General features: G+C 60.9%; 23 protein-coding genes and 1 riboswitch. Of the genes, 17 read left to right on the forward strand and 6 right to left on the reverse strand.

The annotated features are described in order from the left end of the window. Positions 1-8: 8 nt before the first annotated feature. Positions 9-593 carry a hypothetical protein gene (locus B723_RS14270; RefSeq protein ID WP_017337265.1) on the reverse strand — a complete coding sequence of 195 codons (585 nt, stop codon included), beginning with the start codon at positions 591-593 and terminating at the stop codon, positions 9-11. Between the two features lie 154 nt (positions 594-747). Then, positions 748-982: riboswitch (cobalamin riboswitch) on the forward strand. Positions 983-1,062: 80 nt separating this feature from the next. Between B723_RS14270 and cobO the strand changes: the two genes are divergently transcribed. From cobO to B723_RS14335, 14 genes are all read left to right on the forward strand, one after another. After that, complete coding sequence (cobO, locus tag B723_RS14275; RefSeq protein ID WP_017337266.1) at positions 1,063-1,674, forward strand: cob(I)yrinic acid a,c-diamide adenosyltransferase; 612 nt, start codon at positions 1,063-1,065, stop codon at positions 1,672-1,674. After that, positions 1,671-3,071 (forward strand): cobyrinate a,c-diamide synthase, encoded by a 1,401-nt coding sequence (locus B723_RS14280; protein WP_017337267.1) that lies wholly within the window; start codon positions 1,671-1,673, stop codon positions 3,069-3,071. The genes cobO and B723_RS14280 overlap by 4 nt, the downstream gene beginning before the upstream one ends. Then, on the forward strand, positions 3,068-3,718 hold the full coding sequence (gene bluB / locus B723_RS14285) for a 5,6-dimethylbenzimidazole synthase (protein ID WP_017337268.1): 651 nt from the start codon (positions 3,068-3,070) through the stop codon (positions 3,716-3,718). The genes B723_RS14280 and bluB overlap by 4 nt, the downstream gene beginning before the upstream one ends. Then, positions 3,715-4,623 carry an adenosylcobinamide-phosphate synthase CbiB gene (cbiB, locus tag B723_RS14290; RefSeq protein WP_017337269.1) on the forward strand — a complete coding sequence of 303 codons (909 nt, stop codon included), beginning with the start codon at positions 3,715-3,717 and terminating at the stop codon, positions 4,621-4,623. Before bluB ends, cbiB begins: the two co-directional genes overlap by 4 nt. Further along, on the forward strand, positions 4,616-5,608 hold the full coding sequence (gene cobD / locus B723_RS14295; RefSeq protein WP_017337270.1) for a threonine-phosphate decarboxylase CobD: 993 nt from the start codon (positions 4,616-4,618) through the stop codon (positions 5,606-5,608). Before cbiB ends, cobD begins: the two co-directional genes overlap by 8 nt. After that, on the forward strand, positions 5,605-7,056 hold the full coding sequence (locus B723_RS14300) for a cobyric acid synthase (protein WP_017337271.1): 1,452 nt from the start codon (positions 5,605-5,607) through the stop codon (positions 7,054-7,056). Before cobD ends, B723_RS14300 begins: the two co-directional genes overlap by 4 nt. 40 nt (positions 7,057-7,096) lie before the next feature. Further along, positions 7,097-7,618, forward strand: a complete 522-nt coding sequence (gene cobU, locus B723_RS14305; RefSeq protein WP_017337272.1) for a bifunctional adenosylcobinamide kinase/adenosylcobinamide-phosphate guanylyltransferase — start codon at positions 7,097-7,099, stop codon at positions 7,616-7,618. After that, on the forward strand, positions 7,615-8,670 hold the full coding sequence (gene cobT / locus B723_RS14310; RefSeq protein ID WP_017337273.1) for a nicotinate-nucleotide--dimethylbenzimidazole phosphoribosyltransferase: 1,056 nt from the start codon (positions 7,615-7,617) through the stop codon (positions 8,668-8,670). The genes cobU and cobT overlap by 4 nt, the downstream gene beginning before the upstream one ends. Then, entirely contained in the window at positions 8,667-9,242 is a 576-nt protein-coding gene (cobC, locus tag B723_RS14315) for an alpha-ribazole phosphatase family protein (RefSeq protein WP_017337274.1), read from the forward strand. The genes cobT and cobC overlap by 4 nt, the downstream gene beginning before the upstream one ends. Positions 9,243-9,244: 2 nt before the next feature. Further along, positions 9,245-9,979: an adenosylcobinamide-GDP ribazoletransferase gene (locus B723_RS14320; RefSeq protein WP_017337275.1), complete on the forward strand. Its 735-nt coding sequence runs from the start codon at positions 9,245-9,247 to the stop codon at positions 9,977-9,979. Between the two features lie 79 nt (positions 9,980-10,058). Then, a complete protein-coding gene (locus tag B723_RS14325; RefSeq protein WP_017337276.1) occupies positions 10,059-10,463 on the forward strand; it encodes a MarR family winged helix-turn-helix transcriptional regulator in 405 nt (134 codons plus the stop codon). 52 nt (positions 10,464-10,515) lie between these two features. Beyond that, positions 10,516-11,724: an MFS transporter gene (locus tag B723_RS14330; protein ID WP_017337277.1), complete on the forward strand. Its 1,209-nt coding sequence runs from the start codon at positions 10,516-10,518 to the stop codon at positions 11,722-11,724. After that, positions 11,721-11,843 (forward strand): hypothetical protein, encoded by a 123-nt coding sequence (locus B723_RS33925; protein WP_017337278.1) that lies wholly within the window; start codon positions 11,721-11,723, stop codon positions 11,841-11,843. Before B723_RS14330 ends, B723_RS33925 begins: the two co-directional genes overlap by 4 nt. A 55-nt stretch (positions 11,844-11,898) precedes the next feature. Next, positions 11,899-12,450 (forward strand): glutathione peroxidase, encoded by a 552-nt coding sequence (locus B723_RS14335; protein WP_017337279.1) that lies wholly within the window; start codon positions 11,899-11,901, stop codon positions 12,448-12,450. Between the two features lie 89 nt (positions 12,451-12,539). Here the strand turns inward: B723_RS14335 and B723_RS14340 are convergent, their stop codons facing one another. The 3 genes from B723_RS14340 to B723_RS14350 all read right to left on the reverse strand — a co-directional run bounded on the left by B723_RS14340 (position 12,540) and on the right by B723_RS14350 (position 14,940). Then, the gene (locus B723_RS14340) at positions 12,540-13,811 is read right to left on the reverse strand and encodes an OmpP1/FadL family transporter (RefSeq protein ID WP_017337280.1); all 1,272 of its coding nucleotides are present in this window, start codon (positions 13,809-13,811) and stop codon (positions 12,540-12,542) included. Between the two features lie 146 nt (positions 13,812-13,957). Beyond that, entirely contained in the window at positions 13,958-14,440 is a 483-nt protein-coding gene (locus B723_RS14345; RefSeq protein ID WP_008033583.1) for a hypothetical protein, read from the reverse strand. 275 nt (positions 14,441-14,715) lie between these two features. Continuing rightward, positions 14,716-14,940, reverse strand: a complete 225-nt coding sequence (locus B723_RS14350) for a hypothetical protein (RefSeq protein ID WP_008031832.1) — start codon at positions 14,938-14,940, stop codon at positions 14,716-14,718. Between the two features lie 976 nt (positions 14,941-15,916). On the opposite strand from B723_RS14350, the gene B723_RS14355 reads away from it, so the two are divergent. Both B723_RS14355 and rmuC read left to right on the forward strand, forming a co-directional pair. Next, positions 15,917-16,240, forward strand: a complete 324-nt coding sequence (locus B723_RS14355) for a sel1 repeat family protein (RefSeq protein ID WP_017337282.1) — start codon at positions 15,917-15,919, stop codon at positions 16,238-16,240. 175 nt (positions 16,241-16,415) lie between these two features. Beyond that, a complete protein-coding gene (rmuC, locus tag B723_RS14360) occupies positions 16,416-17,780 on the forward strand; it encodes a DNA recombination protein RmuC (protein ID WP_193393023.1) in 1,365 nt (454 codons plus the stop codon). An 85-nt stretch (positions 17,781-17,865) separates the two neighbouring features. Here rmuC and B723_RS14365 read toward each other — a convergent pair whose 3' ends face one another. Together B723_RS14365 and B723_RS14370 are read right to left on the reverse strand one after the other, a co-directional pair. Then, positions 17,866-21,336, reverse strand: coding sequence for a hybrid sensor histidine kinase/response regulator (locus B723_RS14365; RefSeq protein WP_017337284.1), 3,471 nt, complete (start codon positions 21,334-21,336; stop codon positions 17,866-17,868). A gap of 235 nt (positions 21,337-21,571) precedes the next feature. Further along, positions 21,572-22,111, reverse strand: coding sequence for a TetR/AcrR family transcriptional regulator (locus B723_RS14370; RefSeq protein ID WP_017337285.1), 540 nt, complete (start codon positions 22,109-22,111; stop codon positions 21,572-21,574). A gap of 91 nt (positions 22,112-22,202) precedes the next feature. Between B723_RS14370 and B723_RS14375 the strand changes: the two genes are divergently transcribed. Then, a complete protein-coding gene (locus B723_RS14375) occupies positions 22,203-23,393 on the forward strand; it encodes an MFS transporter (protein WP_017337286.1) in 1,191 nt (396 codons plus the stop codon). Positions 23,394-23,423: the final 30 nt, after the last annotated feature.

Here is a 23,423-nt window from a genome sequence, read left to right on the forward strand (position 1 = left end):
TCAACCGGTCAGCCGCGGGCTTCCTTGAACAGCACGGCGATGCCAGGGTGATAGTTGCCCGCTTCATTACGCAACTTGCGGTAGGCGTAGGGGAAATACCAGGCGACGGCGCAGGAGTGTTCCTTTTGCAGATCGTCGACCATGTCCTGGAGTTCTTCCGGGGTGGCGCCATGCTGGGCTTTTTGCGGTGCAACGAACAGGCAGCCGAGTTTCAGGTCACTGGCGTAGCTGATTCGCCTGGCGTCGCTGGTGATATCGGCCAGCGCCTGTGTCAGGTTCAGGTTGTTGACCCGTGGCCAACGCTGCGTGGCTTGAAGGTAGGCGCGTTCTTCGCTGGTGGCGATGAACAGGTCGGCGCGGGCGTTGCGTTCGCCTTCCTCGTTCTGTTTGCGGGTCGGTGTCTGTTGCAGCGTGACCATTTCCGCCGCCCATGCGGCGGCGGAGAGCAAGCCGAGGTTGGCTTTTTCGTCGTACCAGTAAGGCGTGTCGTTATCGCCGCGCACGGCGTTGTAACGGTCGATACAGTCAAACCAGCGCTCCAGCACCGGGCGCAGGAATTCCAGCTTCGGATTGCTGATGATCATGCCTTGCATGTGGCTCACCCTTGTTATTGTGTTGTCAGGTTGTGGCGCTTTGATATCACTGCTGAGAGTGTGGCACAAGATTGGCGTCAGTTAATTGATCAACGGCAGTTAATCGCCCGACGGCGTCCCGGCTTTAATTGACGCTCCACCCCCAACCCTCTAACCTTCGCGGCTTGTTTCAGGTGCTCTGTGGCCTCGGTCGACAGAGTGAAACAGGGAAGCCGGTGAGTGCATTCGTTCCATTCATGAACAATCACGATCCCGGCGCTGCCCCCGCAACGGTAAATGAGTGAAGACTGAGCATTGTTGCCACTGTGTCGATATCGGCATGGGAAGGCGCGCAGTCAGGCGGAGTGCCGCTCATGAGCCCGGAGACCGGCCTGATCCATCCAGCGGCATCACGGTGGGCGATGCCAGGCTTCTTGCCGTCTATTCTTGTGCCTGCCCGCCGTTATCCAGCCTCAACGGAGAGCTCCCCATGACTGATACTCCCGATCGTGACGAACGCCATCTGGCGCGCATGCTGCGCAAAAAAGCCGTGATCGACGAACGCATCGCCAACTCGCCGAATGAATGCGGCCTGCTGCTGGTGCTGACCGGCAACGGCAAAGGCAAAAGCAGCTCGGCGTTCGGCATGCTCGCCCGCTCCCTGGGCCATGGCATGCAATGCGGCGTGGTGCAGTTCATCAAGGGCCGCAACAGCACGGGCGAAGAACTGTTTTTCCGGCGCTTTCCCGAGCAGGTGCGTTTTCATGTGATGGGCGAGGGCTTTACCTGGGAAACCCAGGACCGCCAACGCGACATCGCCGCCGCCGAAGCCGCCTGGGCAGTGTCCCGTGAACTGCTTCAGGATCCGTCGATCGGCCTGGTGGTGCTGGATGAACTGAACATTGCCCTCAAGCACGGTTACCTCGATCTCGATCAGGTGCTCAGCGACTTGCAGGCGCGGCCGCCGATGCAGCACGTGGTGGTCACCGGTCGCGGCGCCAAGCCGGAAATGATTGAACTGGCCGACACCGTTACAGAAATGGGCGTCATCAAGCACGCCTTCCAGGCCGGCATCAAAGCGCAAAAAGGCGTCGAATTGTGAGTCAACCACGTCATTGCCCGGCGGTCTTGATTGCCGCGCCGGCTTCCGGTCAGGGCAAGACCACCGTCACCGCCGCGCTGGCCCGTTTGCATCGCAATCAGGGGCGCAAGGTGCGCGTGTTCAAATGCGGTCCGGACTTTCTCGACCCGATGATTCTCGAGCGCGCCAGCGGTGCGCCGGTCTACCAACTGGACATGTGGATGGTCGGCGAGCAGGAAAGTCGTCGACTGTTGTGGGAAGCCGCCGGTGAAGCCGATCTGATCCTGATCGAAGGCGTCATGGGGCTGTTTGACGGCACGCCGTCCAGCGCTGACCTGGCGCGGCATTTCGGTGTGCCGGTGCTCGGGGTGATCGACGGGACGGCGATGGCGCAGACCTTTGGTGCGCTGGCGTTGGGGTTGGCGAAGTATCAGCCGGACCTGCCGTTCGCTGGCGTGCTGGCCAACCGGGTGGGCACCTTGCGCCATGCGCAGTTGCTTGAAGGCAGCCTGACTGAAGGCTTGCGCTGGTACGGCGCATTGTCCCGGGAGACCGGGATTGAATTGCCGAGTCGGCACCTCGGTCTGGTTCAGGCCAGCGAGTTGAACGATCTCGACCTGCGTCTCGATGCGGCGGCCGAATCACTGGCCGCCAGCTGTGACGTTACGCTGCCGCCACCTGTGGAGTTCGCCGCTCCAGAAGTGATTGCCGCCGAACCGTTGCTGGCCGGTGTACGGATTGCCGTGGCCCGTGATGAAGCCTTCGCTTTCACCTACGGCGCGAGCCTGGATTTGCTGCGAGCCATGGGCGCCGAATTGTCATTCTTCTCGCCGATCCGCGACACGCAATTGCCGGAGGCTGACAGTCTCTATCTGCCGGGCGGTTACCCGGAATTGCACCATGTCGCGCTGGCACAGAACACCTCCATGCTTGGCGCCATTCGCGCTCACCATGCGGCGGGCAAACCGTTGCTGGCCGAGTGTGGCGGCATGCTGTATCTGCTCGATTCGCTGACCGATGTCGAAGGTACTCGCGCAGAACTGGTGGGGTTGCTGGCCGGTGATGCGGTGATGCAGAAACGGCTGGCGGCGCTGGCGTTGCAGGCGGTGGAATTGCCCGAAGGTTCGCTGCGCGGCCACACCTATCATCATTCGTTGACCAGCACCGAACTTGAGCCGATTGCCCGTGGCCTCAGTCCTAACGGCGGGCGCGGAGCGGAGGCGGTTTATCGGCAGGGGCGGATGACGGCTTCCTATGTGCATTTCTATTTCCCGTCCAATCCGAACGCTGTAGCTGCGCTGTTTGCGCCTGACCGTGAAGCTGCCATCGCTGGCAGGCCAGCTCCCACAGTTGACCGTGTATTACCTGAAGAAACGCAGATCCCTGTGGGAGCTGGCCTGCCAGCGATGAGGCCATGACCGACAACGCATTCAGTGAAGCCGAACGGCAGGCGGTGTATCGCGCGATAGCCGAACGCCGCGACATGCGCCACTTCAGCGGCGGCACCGTCGAACCTGAGTTGCTCCGGCGACTGCTCGAAGCCGCGCATCAGGCCCCAAGCGTCGGCCTGATGCAGCCCTGGCGATTCATCCGCATCAGCGATCGCGCCCTGCGCGGCAAGATCCAAGTGCTGGTGGAAGAAGAACGCATCCGCACCGCCGAAGCCCTCGGCGAACGCACCGACGAATTCATGAAGCTGAAAGTCGAAGGCATCAACGACTGCGCGGAAGTGTTGGTCGCCGCGCTGATGGACGACCGCGAACGCCACATTTTCGGCCGCCGCACCTTGCCCGAAATGGACATGGCCTCGTTGTCCTGCGCGATCCAGAACCTGTGGCTGGCCTCCCGCGCCGAAGGGCTGGGCATGGGCTGGGTCTCTTTATTCGAACCGCAAGCCCTGGCCGACCTGCTGGGTTTGCCCGCCGGGGCCAAACCTTTGGCGATTCTTTGCCTCGGGCCGGTCAAGGAATTCTATCCGGCGCCGATGCTGGTACTCGAAGGCTGGGCGCAGGCGCGTCCGCTAAGCGAATTGCTGTATGAGAATTATTGGGGAGTGAGTCAATGAGTGTGGCGTTGTTGAGTGTCGCCGCAGTGGCGCTGGATGCGCTGCTGGGTGAACCCAAACGCTGGCATCCGCTGGTGGCGTTCGGCCGTTTTGCCGACCGCATCGAACAACGTTTCAATGGTGAAGGACGCGGCTGGCGCAGCCACGGCGTTACCGCCTGGGTGATCGCGGTCGTGCCGCTGACCTTGCTCGCCACGGCTTTTTCCTGGGCGCCTTATGTCGGCTGGATCGTCGAGATTCTCGCGCTCTATTGCGCCCTCGGCCTGCGTAGCCTCGGTGAACACGTCACGCCGGTGGCCACGGCGCTGCGCAGTGATGATCTGGAGGAAGCGCGCGCGCGTGTCGGTTACCTGGTCAGCCGCCAGACCAGTGAGCTGGATAAAACCGAGGTCGCCCGCGCCGCCACCGAATCCGTCCTGGAGAACGGCAGCGACGCGGTGTTTGCCGCGCTGTTCTGGTTTGCAGTGGCCGGCGCGCCCGGCGTGGTGCTCTACCGATTGAGCAATACGCTGGATGCGATGTGGGGTTATCGCACCGAGCGCTTCGAACGTTTTGGCTGGGCCGCGGCGAAGATCGACGACGTGCTCAACTACATTCCTGCGCGACTGGTGGCGTTGACCTACGCGCTGCTGGGCAAAACCCGACTCGCCCTGAAATGCTGGCGCACCCAGGGTCCGACATGGGACAGTCCGAACGCCGGCCCGGTGATGGCCGCGGGTGCTGGTTCGCTGGGCGTCGAGTTGGGCGGGGCGGCGATTTATCACGGTGAACTGCATCAGCGTCCGCAACTGGGCGAGGGCGCGCCGGCGGACGCCGACTCCATCGACCGAGGCTGGCAATTGGTCCAGCGCGGGGTATGGTTATGGCTGCTGATTCTCTGCGTGGGGGCTGAATTCTATGCTTGAGCATGGTGGACGGTTGCGCAAGGCGGCGCTCGAATACGGCATCGCCGAAGCTGATTGGCTTGATCTGTCCAGCGGCCTCGCGCCCTGGCCGTTTCCGGTCCCCGACATTCCGTTGCGCGCCTGGGCGCGATTGCCGGAAACCGATGACGGACTGGAACAAGCCGCCTGCGATTACTACGGTGCCGCGCAGGTGCTGCCAGTGGCCGGTTCGCAAATGGCGATCCAGTTGCTGCCGCGTTTGCGCCGGGTCGGCAAGGTCGGCGTGCTGTCGCCGTGTTACGCCGAGCACGCCGAAGCCTGGCGCCGCAGCGGTTACATCGTGCGTGAAGTGCTGGAGCAAGAGGTCGACTTTTTCCTCGACAGTCTCGATGTGCTGGTGGTGGTCAACCCGAACAACCCGACGGGCCTGAGCCTGACCCCGAGCCGTCTGCTCGACTGGCATTCCAGACTGGCCCAGCGCGGTGGCTGGCTGGTGGTGGACGAAGCGTTCATGGACAACACGCCACAGCTGAGCCTGGCGCCGTGCGCCCATCAGGTCGGCTTGATCGTGTTGCGCTCCTTCGGCAAGTTTTTTGGCCTGGCCGGTGTCCGGCTGGGGTTCGTGCTGGCGGAGCGCAAGCTGCTCAAGCTGCTCGCCGAACAAGTCGGGCCCTGGGCCGTCAGCGGACCGACTCGCGTGTTGGGGCAAGCCTGTCTGCAGGATACCGAAGGCCACGCCAGACAGCGTGTGCGCACCGAAGCGGCCAGCGAGCGTTTGGCTGCACTGTTGGAAAAGCACGGTTTCAAACCTCAGGGTGGTTGTGCCCTGTTTCAGTGGCTGACCACCGAACACGCCGAAGCACTCCATGAATTCATGGCCCGCCACGGCATTCTGCTGCGGTTGTTCACCCACAACAGCAGCCTGCGGTTCGGCCTGCCCGGTGAAGAAGCCGACTGGGCCCGACTTGATCAAGCGTTCGACGCCTACGCCAGGGAAACCCGATGACAACGTTGATGGTGCAGGGCACGACTTCGGACGCCGGTAAAAGCACACTGGTGACGGCGCTGTGTCGCTGGGTCACGCGGCAGGGCGTATGCGTCGTGCCGTTCAAGCCGCAGAACATGGCGCTCAACAGTGCCGTGACCGCCGACGGTGGCGAGATCGGACGTGCACAAGCGGTGCAGGCTCAGGCCGCTTATCTCGACCCGCACACCGACATGAACCCGGTGCTGCTCAAACCCAACAGCGACACTGGCGCCCAAGTGATCATTCACGGGCGCGCTGTCACGACGATGAACGCGGTTGCGTATCACGACTACAAAGCCATCGCCATGCAAGCGGTGCTCGCGTCCCATGAGCGGCTGAGCGCGGCGTATCCGGTGGTGATGGTCGAAGGCGCAGGCTCGCCGGCCGAGATCAATTTGCGGGCCGGCGACATCGCCAACATGGGGTTCGCCGAGGCGGTGGATTGCCCGGTGCTGCTGATCGCCGACATCAATCGCGGCGGCGTTTTCGCACATCTGGTGGGCACGCTGGAATTGCTTTCTCCCACCGAGCAGGCGCGGATCAAAGGCTTCATCATCAACCGTTTTCGCGGCGACATTGCCTTGCTGCAACCCGGTCTCGACTGGCTGGAAGCGCGCACCGGCAAACCGGTGATCGGCGTGCTGCCGTACGTGATGGACCTGCACCTGGAGGCCGAGGACGGCATCGATCAGCGCCAGACCGACAAGGCCGACCAGGTGCTGAAGGTCGTTGTGCCGGTGTTGCCGCGCATCAGCAACCACACCGATTTCGATCCGCTGCGCCTGCACCCGCAAGTGGACCTGCAATTCATCGGCCCCGGCCAGGCGATTCCACCCGCTGACCTGATCGTTCTTCCCGGCTCGAAAAGCGTGCGCAGCGACCTCGCGTATTTGCGCGCCAATGGCTGGGACACCGCCATCGCCCGGCATTTGCGCTATGGCGGAAAGGTGTTGGGGATTTGCGGCGGCCTGCAGATGCTCGGCGAGCAGGTGCACGACCCGTTGGGCCTCGAAGGTGCGCCGGGCTCCAGTGCCGGTCTGGGTTTGTTGGCGTTCGAAACGCAGCTCGAAGAAGAGAAGCAACTGCGCAATGTGCGCGGGCGCCTGACGCTGGAGAACGCTGAAGTCAGCGGTTATGAAATTCATGCTGGCGTGACCACCGGACCCGCGTTGGAAAATGCCGCCGTGCAGTTGGACGATGGTCGTTGCGACGGCGCGCAAAGTGGCGACGGGCAGATTTTCGGCACCTACCTGCATGGCCTGTTCGAATCGCCTGCGGCGTGCAGTGCGCTGTTGCGTTGGGCGGGTTTGCAGGAGGTGCAGGACGTGGATTACCACGGCTTGCGCGAGCGGGATATCGAACGTCTGGCGGATCTGGTGGAGAAGCATCTGGATACCCGGCTACTTCGTGAGCTCTGCGGGATTTGATGAGGCCGGCACAGTCACCGAAGATTGAAAGGAATGAACCATGCTGCAACTGATCCTCGGCGGTGCCCGCTCCGGCAAAAGTCGCCTGGCCGAGAAACTCGCGTCCGACAGCCACCTGAGCGTGACCTACATCGCCACCAGCCAACCCCTGGACGGGGAAATGAACGAACGGGTCGCCCATCACCGTGCACGCCGTCCGGCCGAGTGGGCTCTGATCGAAGAGCCCGTTGAACTCGCCCGCGTCCTGCGCGAATCCGCCCGCGCCGATCGTTGCCTGCTGGTGGATTGCCTGACCCTGTGGATGACCAATCTGCTGATGCTCGACGACGCCGAGCGACTGACCGCCGAGCGCGAAGCCTTGCTGGACTGCCTGGCCGAATTGCCGGGTGAAATCATTTTTGTCAGCAACGAGACCGGAATGGGTGTCGTGCCGCTGGGCGAATTGACTCGCCGCTATGTCGATGAAGCCGGTTGGCTGCATCAAGCCTTGGCCGAGCGCTGTCAGCGAGTCGTCCTGACCGTCGCCGGCCTGCCCCTGACCTTGAAAGGAACTGCGTTATGACTCAAACCTGGTGGCTGAACCCGTGCAAGCCGGTTGACGCTCAAGCCGTCGAACAGGCTCAGGCACGGCAACAGCAGCTGACCAAGCCCGCCGGCTCTCTTGGGCGGCTCGAGTCGGTAGCGGTGCAATTGGCCGGGTTGCAGGGGCAGGTCAAACCGAGCCTGGATCAGTTGTGGATTGCGATTTTTGCCGGTGACCATGGCGTGGTCGCCGAAGGCGTGTCGGCGTTTCCCCAGGAAGTCACCGGGCAGATGCTGCACAACTTCGTCAGCGGTGGCGCGGCGATCAGTGTGCTGGCGCGCCAGCTCGGCGCTTCCCTCGAAGTGGTCGACCTCGGGACCGTGACGCCATCGTTGAATCTGCCGGGCGTGCGGCACTTGAACATCGGCGCAGGCACCGCGAATTTTGTTGAAGGTCCCGCCATGACTCAAGCGCAGGGCTCGCTCGCCTTGCAGGCCGGTCGTGACAGTGTGCAGCGTGCCAGCGCCGCCGGTACGCAGTTGTTCATCGGTGGCGAAATGGGCATCGGCAATACCACGGCGGCCAGCGCGTTGGCTTGTGCGTTGCTGGATTGCCCGGTGCTGCACTTGACCGGGCCGGGCACCGGCCTGAGCGCGGCGGGTGTCAGCCTCAAGGCCCAGGTCATCGAACGCGCTTTGGCTTTGCACCGCGCTCAGCGTGACGACGCGCTGCAAACCCTGTTCAGCCTCGGCGGTTTCGAAATTGGAGCGTTGGTCGGCGCGTACCTGGCGTGTGCCCAGGAAGGCATCGCAGTGCTGGTCGACGGGTTCATTTGCAGCGTTGCCGCGTTGGTGGCGGTGCGCCTGAATCCTGACTGCCGCCCGTGGCTGTTGTTCGGTCATCGCGGCGCCGAGCCGGGTCATCGTCATGTGCTGGAAACCTTGAACGCCGAACCGTTGCTCGATCTCGGCCTGCGTCTGGGTGAAGGCAGCGGCGCTGCGTTGGCCGTGCCGCTGCTGCGCCTGGCGTGCGACCTTCACGGACAAATGGCGACGTTCGCCGAAGCGGCCGTGGCGGATCGTCCGGCATGACTTTGCGCCTTGATCTGTTGCGCCACGGCGAAACCGAACTCGGTGGCGGCCTGCGCGGCAGCCTCGACGACGCGTTGACCGACACAGGTTGGGCGCAGATGCGCGCGGCGGTGGTCGAGCAGGGGCCTTGGGATCGTCTGGTCAGTTCGCCGTTGCAACGTTGTGCGCGGTTCGCGCAAGAGCTCGGGGCGCAACTGGGCTTGCCCGTGCAGCTGGATAAGGATCTGCAGGAACTGCATTTCGGTGCGTGGGAAGGGCAGAGCGCGTTGGCGTTGATGCAAACCGATGCCGAAGCGCTGGGCCTGTTCTGGGCTGACCCTTATTCGTTTACGCCACCTCAAGGGGAGCGGGTCGAGGATTTTTCGACGCGGGTATTGGCGGCTGTCGCCCGGTTGCATGCGGCGTATGCGGGCGAACGTGTTTTGCTGATCAGCCATGGCGGCGTCATGCGTTTGTTGCTGGCGCAGGCGCGGGGCTTGCCACGTGAGCAGTTGCTGAACGTTGAAGTCGGCCATGGTGCGCTGTTTTCTCTGAGCATCGAGACTGGCGTCATCCTCAAGGAAGCGATCTGATCATGTTGCCGTTCTGGATCGCCCTGCAATTTTTGAGCAGTCTGCCGATTCGTCTGCCGGGCATGCCGGCGCCCGAGGAGTTGGGGCGCTCCCTGCTGTTTTATCCGTTGGTGGGGCTGCTGTTTGGCGCGATCTTGTGGGCGCTGAATTGGCTGTTGCTCGGCACGCCTTTGATACTGCACGCAGCGCTGTTGCTGACGGTTTGGGTGTTGCTCAGCGGAGCGTTGCACCTCGACGGTCTGGCCGATAGCGCCGACGCCTGGCTCGGTGGATTCGGCGACCGTGAACGCACGCTGACGATCATGAAAGACCCGCGCAGCGGTCCAATCGCGGTGGTGACGCTGGTGCTGGTGTTGCTGCTCAAGTTCGCTGCGCTGCTGGCATTGATCGAGCAACAACACAGCGTTTTCCTGATCGTCGTTCCGTTGATTGGCCGTGCCGCGTTGCTGGGGTTGTTCCTGACCACGCCCTATGTGCGGGCCGGTGGTTTGGGGCAGGCACTGGCCGATCATCTTCCGCGATTGGCGGGCAAGTGGGTGCTGGCGGTCAGTGCGTTGGCGTGTGTGCTGATTGCAGGTCTCGGCGGTGTTTTGGCGTTGGTAATCGCTTTACTGGTCTTCTTTTGGTTGCGACAGGTGATGCTGCGGCGACTGGCCGGGACCACGGGCGATACGGCCGGTGCATTGCTAGAGTTGCTGGAAATGACGGTGATCGTAGGGCTTGCATTAGTTTTGTAGGATCGCCGCACCGCTTGCTCCTACGGGTAACATGTTTTAAAAATTTGCTTTCATTTAACCGCGGGTATATACACGCACCATGCTCGAATCCCAATGTTTATGCATCAACCTGCGTCGCGCCGCCCGTGGCGTCAGCAGGCATTACGACGGCGCTCTCGACGGCTTCGGAATCAACGTTGCCCAGTATTCTTTGCTGTGCAATCTGCAGCGTCTGAATGAACCGAGTATTTCCGTCCTGGCGGAGGCCATGGGCCTGGACCGCAGTACCCTCGGTCGTAATCTGCGAGTGCTGGAGGGCGAAGGCCTGGTCAGGCTGGTCGAGGGCGAAGACATGCGCAATCGCATCGTCAAGCTGACCGAGGCTGGCGCTGAGCGTTTGACCGCGGCGTTGCCAGCCTGGGAGGCGGCGCAGCAGCGACTGGTTGATCGACTGGGTGCCGAAAAACGCGAAATTTTGCTGAAGTTGCTGGACGAACTGGCGTGACGCCGGTTTTTCCGATCTTAAGCGGGTATATACCCGCTACCGGAGAATAAGAATGACATCGATGTGGCGTACTTGCGGTTGGGTTTTAGTGGGGAGTGCGCTGATCCTTGCGTTGTCTCTGGGCGTGCGACACGGCTTCGGGTTGTTCCTGGCGCCGATGAGTGCCGAATTTGGCTGGGGGCGTGAGACGTTTGCCTTTGCCATCGCCCTGCAAAACCTGATCTGGGGGCTGGCGCAGCCCTTCACCGGTGCGCTGGCCGACCGCTTCGGCGCGGCGAAAGTGGTGCTGATCGGCGGCGTGCTCTACGCGATGGGCCTGCTGTTCATGGGGTTGTCCGATTCGGCGGTCACCCTGTCGTTGAGCGCGGGCCTGTTGATCGGTATCGGGCTGTCGGGCACCTCATTTTCGGTGATCCTGGGCGTGGTTGGCCGCGTGGTACCCCCAGAGAAACGTAGCATGGGCATGGGCATCGCCAGCGCAGCCGGCTCTTTTGGCCAGTTCGCGATGGTGCCTGGCACGCTGGGTTTGATCGGTTGGCTCGGCTGGTCGGCGGCATTGCTGGCGCTGGGCCTGCTGGTCGCGCTGATCGTGCCGCTGGTGAGTATGCTCAAGGACAAGCCGTTGCCAGTTTTCGGTCATGAACAGACCCTCTCCGAAGCCTTGCGTGAAGCCTGTTCCCATTCGGGCTTCTGGCTGCTGTCGTTCGGCTTTTTTGTCTGCGGTTTCCAGGTCGTGTTCATCGGCGTGCACTTGCCGGCGTATCTGGTGGATCAGCATTTGCCCGCCACGGTCGGCACGACGGTGCTGGCGCTGATCGGCTTGTTTAACATCTTCGGTACTTACACGGCGGGCTGGCTCGGCGGGCGGATGTCCAAGCCGCGTTTGCTCACCGGCCTGTATTTACTGCGGGCCGTGGTCATTGTCCTGTTTCTGTGGGCGCCGGTGACGACGACCACGGCGTATCTGTTTGGCATGGCCATGGGCTTCCTGTGGCTGTCGACGGTGCCATTGACCAACGGCACCGTGGCGACCTTGTTTGGCGTGCGAAATCTGTCCATGCTCGGTGGGATTGTTTTCCTGTTCCACCAGCTCGGATCATTCCTGGGTGGCTGGTTGGGCGGGGTGGTGTATGACCGGACCGGGAGCTATGACTTGATCTGGCAGGTAGCGATTCTCTTGAGTCTGTTGGCGGCTGCCCTGAACTGGCCGGTGCGTGAGCGGCCGGTGGCGCGCCTGCAAACCCGGATGAGTGCGACATGAACAGCCTCTGGCCGCGGATCGCCGTGGCAACGGGCGGCGTGTTACTGCTGGCGTTGGCGTGGTGGGGTTGGCATCAGGGCGGGCTGGCGTTGATGCAATTGGGTATGGGCGCTTGCTAGCACGAGGTGAGGGCGAGTAAGTTCGTTTCAGGCGACTTTTCAAGGAGGTATGGACATGCTGATGCGCTGGCTGGCCGTTCCCGCGTTACTGGTGGCGTTTACCGGATTGTCACAAGCCACCGAGTGCCCGGAGCTGTTGCAAGGCTCGTTGCCCAAGCTGCGCGCCAAGGAATCCATCGACCTGTGTCAGCGCTTTGCCGGTAAACCGCTGGTGGTGGTCAATACCGCCAGCTTTTGCGGTTTCGCCCCCCAGTTCAAAAGCCTTGAGGCGCTGAACCAGCGTTACAAGGGCCAGGGCCTGGAGGTAATCGGTGTGCCTTCCAACGACTTCAAGCAGGAGTCCAAGGACGGCGAAGAGACCGCCAAGGTGTGCTACGTCAATTACGGTGTGACCTTCACCATGACCGAACCGCAGAAAGTCCGCGGTGACGACGCGACCCACCTGTTCCGGGTGCTCGCTGCGCAGAGTGATGCGCCGAAGTGGAACTTCTACAAATACGTGGTCGATCGCAAGGGCAAAGTGATCGCCAATTTTTCCAGCCTGACCAAGCCTGATGACCCCGAGTTTATCGAGGCGGTGGAGAAAGCACTGGCCTCGCAGCCCTGATCGATACCCACTAAAAAGCCCCGCCTCTGTACAAGAGCGCGGGGCTTTTTTGATTCAAGCGGCGAGCGGTTCAGGCTCGCCGTGAGTCATCAGAAGCGGTAGGTTGCACCCACACCGAAACCGTTTGCCGAGTTTTCATACTTGGCGGTGTAGTTCTGGTTGCGAGCGTTGGTCTCGTTGATCTTGACCGACTCTTCGACCAGGTACGAATACGCGACGTCGATGGTCAGGTCGTCGGTCGGGCTCCAGCCGGCGCCCAGGCTGAAAATCTTGCGATCGCCAGTCGGAATGCGTGGGGAACGGTTCTCGTTGTTGGTCGGCGCCTGATCGACGGAGAAACCGGTACGCAGGACCCATTGCTTGTTCACTTGATACGAAGCACCGATGGCGTGAGCCCAGGTGTCATGCCAGTTCTGTTCTTCGGTGATGGTGCCAAACTGAGGGCGCAGGGCCGCTGGAACGCCTTCGTTCTCGACGGAGATCTCTTTCAGGCGGCTCCAGCGAGTCCAGGTGCTACCGGCGTAGAGCGTCCATTGGTCGTCCAGCTTATGAGTCAACGAGAAGTCGACCGATTCAGGCGTGGTGATGTCCAGCGACGCGTCGTACTTCTGGCTCGGGTTCTGACCCTGCAGCGCGAAGAGTTGGTAGTTGACCTTGGTGTTGCCCTCGAGCTTGTATTTCACTTTCGAGTGATAGGTCAGGCCGACGCGAGTGCTATCGGTGGCTTGAACCAGGATACCGAAGTTGTAGCCAAGCGCAGTGTCGTTACCTTCGATCTTGACCTTGCCGTCTGGACGGGCCTGCGTTGCCGACAGGTTCGATTCCAGAGTGCCGTCAATACGGTTGATGGTCGGACCGAAACCGATCGACACCTTGTCGTTGAAGGCATAGCTGACGGTTGGCTGTAGGGTGACGATTTTGACTTCGCTCTTGCTACCGAAGTAACGACCGGCAAAGTTGTTCTCATAGTCGGTCACCAGGCCGAACGGTGCGTATACACCGAGACCGAATGCCCAATGATCGTCGATAGGCTTGACGTAGTAACCCATAGGCACGCCCATGAAAGGGACCATGTCACCTTTGTTGGAGCCACCATTAGGGCGGGAACTGGCATCACTGATGTCTGTGTGTGCGTCGATAAATGCAACGCCACCGGTTACTTGTTCGCGCTTGAGGCGAGACATACCGGCAGGGTTGCCAAACACGGTGGAAGCGTCGTCGGCAGAAGAAGATCGCCCGGCAAAACCTGTCCCCATTCCGCTGATGCTTTGCTCATTGAGGGCGAAGCCACTTGCGAAGATTTGGGTGGAGGCCACGGCAACGGCAAGGCTAAGGGTGGTTTTGAGCATTACTTTTTTCATTATTAGAACTCTTGGTGATCACCGGGCCGAAAATTACCAACATTTTCGTCCCAGCGCCATAGGCTGTATGCCTTGATTTAGAGCGGTTTTGTAGGACAATCCGACCAAATCGCGGCGTGTTGCGCGATCTTCGGAAAAGGGGGGGATTAGCAGGCAACCTGATTCAGTGGTGAAACACAGGTTTGCCAGGCATAGGTGAAGTCTCTCAGGCGTCCTTGAGGCTGGAAGGTCTGGCGCCAGATGCGGGCCATTCCCAGCAGGTCGTCTGCTTCGGGAAGCGGAGTGTTCTGTTCTTCGACCAGCAGCCAGGCGATGGCGGTGGCATAACGCAGGTTGACGGTCAGTTCGAGGTGCGGGCCGCTCAGGAAAGCATGCTGGCTGGCCAGGCCGCGGACCAGGCTGGCGCGCTCCGGATCAAGTGCCAGGTAATGGTCCCAGAGTGCCTGGTGGCGGGGTTCGGCGATTCGGTACAGGCCGTGTCCACGGCGATCGTGCAGGGCGGAGCCCAAGGCTGACTGACTGGCGGCGATGCCCAGCAGCAGGGATTCGGCGGTTGCGCTATGGCGCCCAAGGTAGATCAATGTCGGACGTATCACATAGCGGCACAGTTCGCTGGCAGCGATACCCATAAAACCCTCGAACATGAAGTGGTCGGCGAGTCCTGAAGGTAGCGTTGGCAGCGGGTGGATCGAATCAGGCTCGCCGGAAGCGGCTCAGGCCGCTTGAGTTGAAGTGTAGTGTCATATTCGCGCTGTAAAGGACTGTTTTTAAAATATTTCCGGCAGCCAGTTATAACCGTTATATCGGTTAGTGCTTACGCGGCGGGCGCGAAAACAGAAATATCGGGCAATAAAAAGCCCCGCTTTTCAGCGAGGCTTCTGAGGTTTTCAGCCTTTGCGGCGTATCAGGCAACCAGTGCCTGACGGGTACGCTCGATCACAGCCTGCAGCGGCTCGGCGCTGGAGTATTGATCGGGGTACAGGCGTTCGCTGTGACGAGCGATGCCGTGTTCGTTGACCAGTGTGAAGCTGAAGCAGCCTTTGCGAGCGGCCATGATCAGGCAGTTCATTGGGGCAAAAGCGTTGGTTAGGGTGCGGATAGCATCCTGGGTGTGGATTTGAGTAGTCATTTAATGGGTGTTCCTACAAGCGACACGGATAAGAACCGTGCAAAGTTAAAACGTTCCAGTGACGACGACCACCATTGGTCGAACGAAGAACCCGACTGGAACAAAGCAGCCAGTTTGAAGCGCTGATTAAATTGGCGCGCTTGGGCTGGCAGGTAGGTACTTAGGAGGGCAGGCAACACATCAAGGGCAAAGGTTCTGGGCCCGGGGTGAAGATCCTGATCAATTTGCAGGCTGGTTCGGTCAGAGTAAATGAGCTTCGCAACACCCTTTGTTTTCGATTCAAAGGCAGTGTTGACGCAAGTTTTACCTGGAAACCATCGAGGTGGTCGATCCCGCTTGTTCGATTGATGCTTCCTGTTGGAAGGCATATCGGGGGGATTTGTTCGACCAGAATTGACTTTCAGCTTGGTACTAACGCCGCGGATAGTAACGGATTGAATTGCAGAAAGGAAGTGTGTTAGCCAAAAACATCTTCTGGTATCACCTCGCAGGTGTTAATTGGCAGCCATGATCGCCTTGTAATGGCTCAAAATCCGACGGTCGGTCTGCGACGTTCATCGGGTCAAAGTAAGCCTGAACCAAGGGTTTGGCAGGGTTTATCCCCAGACCGGCTAACAAAATGCGCCGAAAAAGCGCATCGATATAACTGTCTCGGAGGCACTTGTGCACATAAGTTGCGCGAGTTGTCACCCCACTGTCATCTTGCCCTCCAGCGCAGTGGGTGCCTGCAACCAAAATTTAAGTCAATGAAAAACATCGCTTTTTTTTACTGGTGAAAAAATCGTCAGTTTGACTGCGAGCCCCATTCCACAGGGCTTTGCGAGAGTTCAAGGGCGGTTGTCCACTGAGTTATCCACAGCTTCTGTGGATTGTCCCGAGCGCTTGCTCTAGCACGGGCGTGCCGGGTTTTTTAGGCTTTACCTGTAAGAAAAAAAGAGTAGAGTGGCGCGCCTTCCGATCTGCCCCACAGTGCTTTATGAAGTTTCGCTCAGTACCCGTTTCTGTAACCTCTACACCTCCCCGTGTTACCCCGCCCAAGCGCTTTTCGATGCGTGTGGCCGAGTGGCTGCTCGACAGCCCGCGCCTGGGTGAAAACAGCAACGTCAAACACTTCGCCGGGCGATTGCTCAAGCAACCGGCCCGAGAAGGCGTAGTGGCCGCGCAAAGCCGTCTCGGCCAGTTGATGTGCCGCGAATGCGGGAATGCCCGGGATCGCCGAATCGGCCAGGACCTTTTGCGTCAGGCCGCGCGGGCAGGGGATCGACGCGCCCAACAGGAACTGGGTCTGATCGAAGACTGAGCTGTCCAAGACCTGACACCTTGGTTAACCTTCAAGCTTTATCGAATGGGCAGGAATGGCGATGGCGATGGACTTGACCAGCATATTGCTCGGGCTGGCGGGGGCTGCACTGCCGTTGTTGGCATTGGCCTGGCAACTTCAGCGCCGGGCGAGCGCCTCGCAGTCGGATGTCGCCCTGCTGGAAGAACGCCTGGCCATGACCCAACTGGCCCAGGATGGACTGAACGCCCAGCTCGAAGCCTGTCGCGACGAGATTGCCGATCTGGGGCAGGCCAACGCCGCCAAACAGGCAGACCTTGCCGCGATGCGCCGTGAAGTCGAACTGTTGCAGATCGAACGCGATGACGCCCGCGATGCGTCCCACGCCTGGAATATCGAACGCGCCGGCAAAGAGGCTGAGTTGCGACGTCTGGACGCCCAGGCCGCCTCCCTCAACGCCGAGCTGCGCGAGCAACAGGAAAGCCATCAGCAGCGTCTCAACGACCTGCAAGGCTCGCGAGACGAATTGCGTGCCCAGTTCGCCGAACTGGCCGGCAAGATCTTCGACGAGCGCGAGCAGCGTTTCGCCGAAACCAGTCAGCAGCGTCTGGGCCAGTTGCTCGATCCTTTGAAGGAGCGCATCCAGTCGTTTGAAAAGCGGGTCGAGGAAAGTTATCAGGCCGAGGCGCGCGAGCGCTTCTCGCTGGCCAAGGAGCTGGAGCGCCTGCAACAGCTGAACCTGCGCCTGAGCGATGAAGCCACCAACCTGACCCGCGCCTTGAAAGGGCAGAAAACCCAGGGCAACTGGGGCGAGCTGATTCTTGAGCGGGTGCTTGAACACGCCGGCCTCGAGAAGGGCCGCGAGTATCAGACCCAAGTCAATCTCAAAGGTCCGGACGGTGAGCGGTTCCAGCCAGACGTGATCATTTATCTGCCGGGCGACAAGCAGGTGGTTGTCGACTCCAAGGTCAGCCTGACGGCTTATCAGCAATACGTGGCGGCGGAAGACGATGCCATCGGCCAGATCGCCATCAAGCAGCATGTGCTGTCGCTACGCACTCACGTCAAAGGCCTGGCCGGCAAGGATTACAAGCGGCTCGACGGTTTGCACAGCCTGGATTTCGTCTTGCTGTTCGTCCCCATCGAAGCGGCATTTTCCGCAGCGTTGCAGGCGGAGCCGAGCCTGTTCCAGGAGGCTTTCGACCGTAACATCGTGATCGTCAGTCCGACCACGTTGCTGGCCACCCTGCGTGTCATCGACAGCCTGTGGAAGCAGGAGCGCCAGAGTCAGAACGCCCGGGAAATCGCCGAACGGGCAGGTTGGCTGTACGACAAGTTCGTGCTGTTCATTCAGGACCTGGATGAAGTCGGCAATCGCTTGCAGCAACTGGACAAGGCCTACAGTTCTGCACGTAACAAGCTGACTGAAGGCCGTGGCAATCTGGTCAGCCGCAGTGAGCAGCTCAAGTTGCTGGGCGCGCGAGCGAGTAAAAGCCTGCCGGCGGACCTGCTGGAGCGGGCAATGACCGATGTGGACGGGTTGGCAGAGTTGCCCGAGTAAAATCAAAAAGATCGCAGCCTTCGGCAGCTCCTGCAGATGTACACAAAACCCTGCAGGAGCTGCCGAAGGCTGCGATCTTTTGGGCTTACAACGGCAAATGCCGACTCAACAACGCCCGCAACGCTGCCGGTTTCACCGGTTTGGCCAGGTAGTCCAGCCCCGCTGCATGCACCTGGGCCACGGTTTCCGGATGCCCATCGGCGCTGATCACCACGCCTGGCACCGGCTCGCCCAGGCGGGTTCGCAACCAGGCCATCAAGTCGGTCCCGGTCTCGCCATCGTCCAGGTGATAATCCACCAGCACCAGTTGCGGATGCATGCCATTGCCCAGCAGGGCCGCACATTCGTCGCGGTTGCGCGCTGTCCAGACCTGACAACCCCAGCGGGTCAGCAGGCTGTTCATGCCAACCAGGATGCTGTCTTCGTTGTCGATGCACAGCACCTGCGCGCCGCTCAGGAGTTTGCCGTTGAGCTCGGTGACGTTGGCCGGCGCCGCGATTTGCGCCTTGGCTAACGGAACGGTGACGCTGAATACACTGCCGCGCCCCGGCCAGGAACGCACTTGCAAGGTGTGGCCCAGAACGCGACACAACCCGTCTGCAATCGCCAGGCCCAGGCCCAGACCTTTCTCGGCACGGGTCTGGTGGCTGTCCAGGCGTTTGAATTCTTCGAAAATCACTTTCAGTTTGTCTTGTGCAATCCCCGGCCCACGGTCCCAGACCTCCAGGCACAGTTCGCCCTTGTGCCGACGAACCCCCAGCAGCACGGGCCCCTTGGCGTAGCGAAAGGCGTTGGTCAGAAAGTTCTGCAAGATCCGACGTAACAGTTTGATGTCGCTGTTGACCCGCAGCGTGCTGCCGCGAACGCGGAATTTGAGCCCTTGGTCCCGGGCCAGCGCCTTGAATTCTGCGCCGAGCGTGTCGAACAGTTCATTGAGCACAAACGGCTTCGGATCCGGGTTGATCTTGCCGTTTTCCAGGCGGGAAATGTCCAGCAGATCGCTGATCAGGTCTTCGGCCGAGCGCAATGACGAATCCAGGTGATGGACCAGTTTCTGCGCTTCGCTGGACAAACTGTCTTCCTGATGGGACAGCGCTGCAGAAAACAGTCGCGCGGCGTTCAGCGGTTGCATCAGGTCGTGGCTGACCGCCGTGAGGAACCGGGTTTTCGACTGGTTGGCCGACTCGGCGGTGCCCTTGGCTTCGGTCAGCGCCACGTTGAGTTGCGACAGCTCGTGGGTGCGCTCGGTGACCCGCCGCTCCAGGCCTTCGTTGGCTTCGGTCAGCGCCTGCTCGGCTTCGCGGAACGCGGTGATGTCGGTAAAACTCATGACGAAACCGCCGCCCGGCATCGGGTTGCCGATCAGCTCGATCACACGACCATTGGGGAACAGTCGTTCAGAGGTGTGGGCGCGGCCCTGGCGCATCCAGTGCAAACGGCGGGCGACGTGCACTTCGGCTTCGCCCGGACCGCACAGACCGCGTTCGGCGTTGTAGCGAATGATGTCGGCAATCGGCCGGCCAACGCTGATCAAGCCGTCCGGGTAGTTGAACAGCTCCAGGTAACGCCGGTTCCACGCCACCAGTCGCAACGACTGGTCGACCACGCTGATGCCTTGTGTGATGTTCTCGATCGCGCCTTGCAGCAGTGCGCGATTGAACTGCAGCACTTCCGAGGCTTCGTCGGCGATTCGCACGACATCCTCGAGTTGCATTTCCCGACCTTCGATAGCGGCTTTTACTACGGCGCGGGTCGAGGAGGCGCCGAGCACACCGGCCAGCAAGCGCTCGGTGTGGGCGATCCATTCACCGTCGGCGTTCTGGTTCGGGTTGAAGCCTTTGCCCTGTCGGTAAGCGAAACGGATAAAACTCTGACGGGCGCGTTCTTCACCGACAAACCGTGCGGCCAGATGCAGCAGATCGTCGATTTGCACCGCCAGCATCGAGCGGGCGCTGGGGCGGGCACTGATCTCCTGGCCGATGAAACGGCCAGCCTGCCAGTGTTCCGAAACCCGTGTGCGCGACAGCACCGATACCCAGGCGAACAAGGTGAAGTTGGCGGCCAGTGACAGCACCACGCCCTGGGTCAGTGGGGTGAGCGGCAGGTTTAGCGGGTTGCTGTGCAACCAGGCCAGGCCGGGGAAACTGCTCAACGATAAACCGAGGCTGTGGGCGGCAATCGGCAGGACCAGCGTGTAGAACCACAGGAATGTCCCGGCGGCGAGGCCGGCGAATACGCCGCGGCGGTTGGCCTGTTTCCAGTACAGTGCGCCGAGCATGGCCGGTGCCAGTTGGGTCACGGCGGCGAAGGCGATCTGGCCGATGGTCGCCAGGCTCGCGGTGGAGCCCAAAAGGCGATAGCTGACGTAGGCCAGCAGCAGAATCACCACGATGCTGACGCGGCGCACCGAGAGCATCCACTGGCGGAATACTTCGAACGGCCGCTCGGCGTTATTGCGGCGCAGCAACCACGGCAACAGCATGTCGTTGGACACCATGGTCGACAGCGCCACGCTGGCCACAATCACCATGCCGGTTGCCGCCGAGGCACCGCCGATAAAGGCCAGCATCGCCAGCGCGGGGTGGGCTTGCGCCAATGGCAGGCTGATGACAAACGAATCCGGCAACACCGAGCTGGGCAGCAGCATCTGACCGGCCAGGGCGATCGGGACAACGAACAAGGCCGCCAACGCCAGGTACGCCGGGAAGACCCACTTGGCCAGGCGCAAATCCTGTGGGTCGATGTTTTCCACCACCGTCACGTGAAACTGCCGGGGCAGGCAGATGATCGCCATCATCGCCACACCGGTTTGCACCACCATCGATGGCCAGTTGATGGTTTCCTTCCAATACGCTTCAAGGCGCGGTGCGAGCATCGCCTGATCGAACAGGTCGTCGAAGCCGTCGTACAGGCCGTAGGTCACGAACGCGCCGACCGCGAGAAACGCGAACAGCTTGACCAGCGATTCGAAGGCAATCGCCAGCACCATGCCCCGGTGGTGTTCGGTGGCGTCGAGGTTGCGGGTACCGAACACGATGGTAAACAGCGCGAGCACCAGCGATACAATCAACGCCGTGTCCTGGGCGCGAGTGCCCATGGCGTCGGCGCCGGCACCGATCAGCAGGTTCACCCCGAGCACGATGCCTTTGAGCTGCAACGCAATGTAGGGCAAAACGCCGACCAGGCAGATCAACGCCACGACAATCGCCAGCGACTGGGATTTGCCGTAACGGGCGGCGATGAAGTCGGCAATGGAGGTGATGTTCTCCTGCTTGCTGATCATCACCATTTTTTGCAGGACCCACGGTGCGCAGACCAGTAGCAGGATCGGCCCGAGGTAGATCGGCAGGAACGACCAGAGTTGTTCGGCGGCCTGGCCGACGGCGCCGAAGAACGTCCAGCTGGTGCAATAGACCGCCAGCGACAAGCTGTACACCCAGGCGCGCACCCGCGGCGGTAACGGCGTACTGCGACGGTCACCGTAGAAGGCGATGGCGAACATGATGGCCATATAGGCCAGGGCAACGGCGGCGATCAGCCCGCTGGACAGCGACATGGGAACTCCAGACAAAAGATACCGGGACTCCCGCCCGGACAGACAGTCTCGCACGACCGTCTGCGTTAGTCAGTGTCGACCAAGGTCGTGGCGTGGTGGGGTGTCGCAGGCGGTGTGTCAGATGTATCCAAGGTGTTTTTTCAGGCCCCTTCTCGAGCAATCCCGCTCTCACATTCGACTGCATGCTTATAGGAGAACTCGGTTAAATGTGTGGGTCTTGCTCGCGAAGAAGCCCTCACTGACTCAACGCAATCTCGATCAACTGATGCAGCTCCTCAACCTCCAGCGGTGCCGCCGAAAACAGAATGCGAAACACCGAAGGCGCCGCCACCAGATTGATCAGTCGATCAACATTCGGTTTCGGTTGATCAGGATAGCGATCCAGAATCGTCTGCAACTGCCCGCCAATGAGCGCTGTGCAAAAGCCCGGCGTCAGGCTCGATTGCACATCGCGCAGCATGTTGCGTCCAGGTTCGGAGCTCATTTCGTCCAGATACTGCTCCGCCCACGCTCGCACGTCTCCCCGCAAGCTGCCGGTGTTGGCCGGTTCGCTATCGGGCTGCATGCGCGCCAGGGCGACATCCGCCAGCAATGTCGACAAATCGCCCCAGCGTCGATAAATGGTCGACGGCGTAACCCCTGCGCGCGCAGCAATTTGCGGGACGGTCACGGTGGAACGGTCCTGCTCTTCAAGAAGTGCGCGGACCGCCGAGTGAATCGACTCTTGCACCCGGGCGCTGCGTCCGCCAGGGCGTAAACCTTCTTTAATAGCCATGCATCGGACCTTAACACTAAGAATTTGCTTTAAGCGCTGGCGAATAGCACACTCCGCAAAAGCAAAAAATTAGCTTTTGCGGAGTGTGCGCATGTCGAATTCAGCTTCCAACCGTTCAAGCCTGTGGTTTCTGGCGATCACTTTACTGAGTTTTCTCGCCGCTTCCACGGCACCGACGCCGTTGTATCACTTGTATCAGGAGCAAATGCAATTCTCGGCAACGACCTTGACCGTGATTTTTGGTGTGTACGCCATCAGTTTGCTGGTGGCGCTGCTGACCGTCGGTTCGCTTTCGGATCATCTGGGGCGCAAGCCGGTCATTTTCACGGCTGTCCTGCTGAACCTGTTGGCGATGCTGCTGTTTATCAATGCTGACAGCGTAGTTTGGTTGATCAGTGCGCGGGTCCTTCAGGGGTTTGCCGCCGGGATGGCCACTGCCGTATTGAGTGCCGCGCTGCTCGACATCGATCGCCATCAGGGGCCGCTGGTCAACAGCGTTGCACCGCTGCTCGGCATGGCGATTGGCGGTATGGGCTGCGGCTTGCTGGCCGAGTTTGCGCCGCTGCCGTTGCAGTTGACCTATTGGGTGCTGCTCGCGCTGTTTGTGATGCAGGCGCTGTACGTCTGGCGCCTGCCGGAAAGCGTCAGTCCGCAGCCGGGGGCATGGGCCTCGTTGCGCCCAACCCTGCATGTACCGACCCAGGCACGCGCCACTTTGTGGCGGGTGTTGCCGCTGAATCTCTCGACCTGGGCGCTCGGCGGTTTTTTTGCCTCGCTTGCCCCCTCGCTGTTGCGCACCGCTACCGGTTCAACCTCGAATCTGATGGGTGGGGCGGCAGTAGCGGCATTGACACTGACTGGCGCTCTGATGATTTTCATCCTGCGTAACCAGCCCGCCGCCAAGGCTCTGAAGTTGGGGGGCACCTTCCTGCCAGCAGGTGTCGTGTTGCTTTTACTGGGCGTGCACAGCGCCAGCTTGCCTTTGTTTTTCCTTGGCACACTGGTGGCCGGTTGCGGATTCGGTGCCGGATTCCTCGGCTCGGTGCGCAGTCTGGTACCACTGGCGCTGCCCCATGAACGGGCAGGGTTGATGTCAGCATTTTATGTGCTCAGTTACCTGGCGTTCTGTTTGCCATCGTTGCTGACGGGGAGCCTGACGCGGACGTTTGGCCTGGTGACCACCACCGACGGTTATGGCGCGGTGCTGATCATCCTGTCTGTCGGTGCCTTATTGGCGTTGCAGCGTGAGCAGCCCATCAAAGTCTGTAGCGCCGATGTTTAATGATCGCTAGCCTTGGCACTGCCATTCATT

Source organism: Pseudomonas fluorescens NCIMB 11764, from assembly GCF_000293885.2.
Lineage (GTDB): Bacteria > Pseudomonadota > Gammaproteobacteria > Pseudomonadales > Pseudomonadaceae > Aquipseudomonas > Aquipseudomonas fluorescens_B.

Bases quoted from the DNA above. Each gene is read 5' to 3' on its own strand.
- B723_RS14375 (WP_017337286.1), top strand. From the start codon at position 22,203: ATGTCGAATTCAGCTTCCAACCGTTCAAGCCTGTGGTTTCTGGCGATC.
- B723_RS14345 (WP_008033583.1), bottom strand. From the start codon at position 14,440: ATGGGTATCGCTGCCAGCGAACTGTGCCGCTATGTGATACGTCCGACA.
- B723_RS14365 (WP_017337284.1), bottom strand. From the start codon at position 21,336: ATGTCGCTGTCCAGCGGGCTGATCGCCGCCGTTGCCCTGGCCTATATG.
- cobD (WP_017337270.1), top strand. From the start codon at position 4,616: ATGCTTGAGCATGGTGGACGGTTGCGCAAGGCGGCGCTCGAATACGGC.
- B723_RS14330 (WP_017337277.1), top strand. From the start codon at position 10,516: ATGACATCGATGTGGCGTACTTGCGGTTGGGTTTTAGTGGGGAGTGCG.
- B723_RS14350 (WP_008031832.1), bottom strand. From the start codon at position 14,940: ATGACTACTCAAATCCACACCCAGGATGCTATCCGCACCCTAACCAAC.
- cobT (WP_017337273.1), top strand. From the start codon at position 7,615: ATGACTCAAACCTGGTGGCTGAACCCGTGCAAGCCGGTTGACGCTCAA.
- B723_RS14340 (WP_017337280.1), bottom strand. From the start codon at position 13,811: ATGAAAAAAGTAATGCTCAAAACCACCCTTAGCCTTGCCGTTGCCGTG.
- cbiB (WP_017337269.1), top strand. From the start codon at position 3,715: ATGAGTGTGGCGTTGTTGAGTGTCGCCGCAGTGGCGCTGGATGCGCTG.
- cobU (WP_017337272.1), top strand. From the start codon at position 7,097: ATGCTGCAACTGATCCTCGGCGGTGCCCGCTCCGGCAAAAGTCGCCTG.
- B723_RS14335 (WP_017337279.1), top strand. From the start codon at position 11,899: ATGCTGATGCGCTGGCTGGCCGTTCCCGCGTTACTGGTGGCGTTTACC.
- cobC (WP_017337274.1), top strand. From the start codon at position 8,667: ATGACTTTGCGCCTTGATCTGTTGCGCCACGGCGAAACCGAACTCGGT.
- cobO (WP_017337266.1), top strand. From the start codon at position 1,063: ATGACTGATACTCCCGATCGTGACGAACGCCATCTGGCGCGCATGCTG.
- B723_RS14270 (WP_017337265.1), bottom strand. From the start codon at position 593: ATGCAAGGCATGATCATCAGCAATCCGAAGCTGGAATTCCTGCGCCCG.
- B723_RS14325 (WP_017337276.1), top strand. From the start codon at position 10,059: ATGCTCGAATCCCAATGTTTATGCATCAACCTGCGTCGCGCCGCCCGT.
- B723_RS14355 (WP_017337282.1), top strand. From the start codon at position 15,917: ATGAAGTTTCGCTCAGTACCCGTTTCTGTAACCTCTACACCTCCCCGT.
- B723_RS14300 (WP_017337271.1), top strand. From the start codon at position 5,605: ATGACAACGTTGATGGTGCAGGGCACGACTTCGGACGCCGGTAAAAGC.
- B723_RS33925 (WP_017337278.1), top strand. From the start codon at position 11,721: ATGAACAGCCTCTGGCCGCGGATCGCCGTGGCAACGGGCGGCGTGTTA.
- B723_RS14370 (WP_017337285.1), bottom strand. From the start codon at position 22,111: ATGGCTATTAAAGAAGGTTTACGCCCTGGCGGACGCAGCGCCCGGGTG.
- B723_RS14320 (WP_017337275.1), top strand. From the start codon at position 9,245: ATGTTGCCGTTCTGGATCGCCCTGCAATTTTTGAGCAGTCTGCCGATT.
- bluB (WP_017337268.1), top strand. From the start codon at position 3,068: ATGACCGACAACGCATTCAGTGAAGCCGAACGGCAGGCGGTGTATCGC.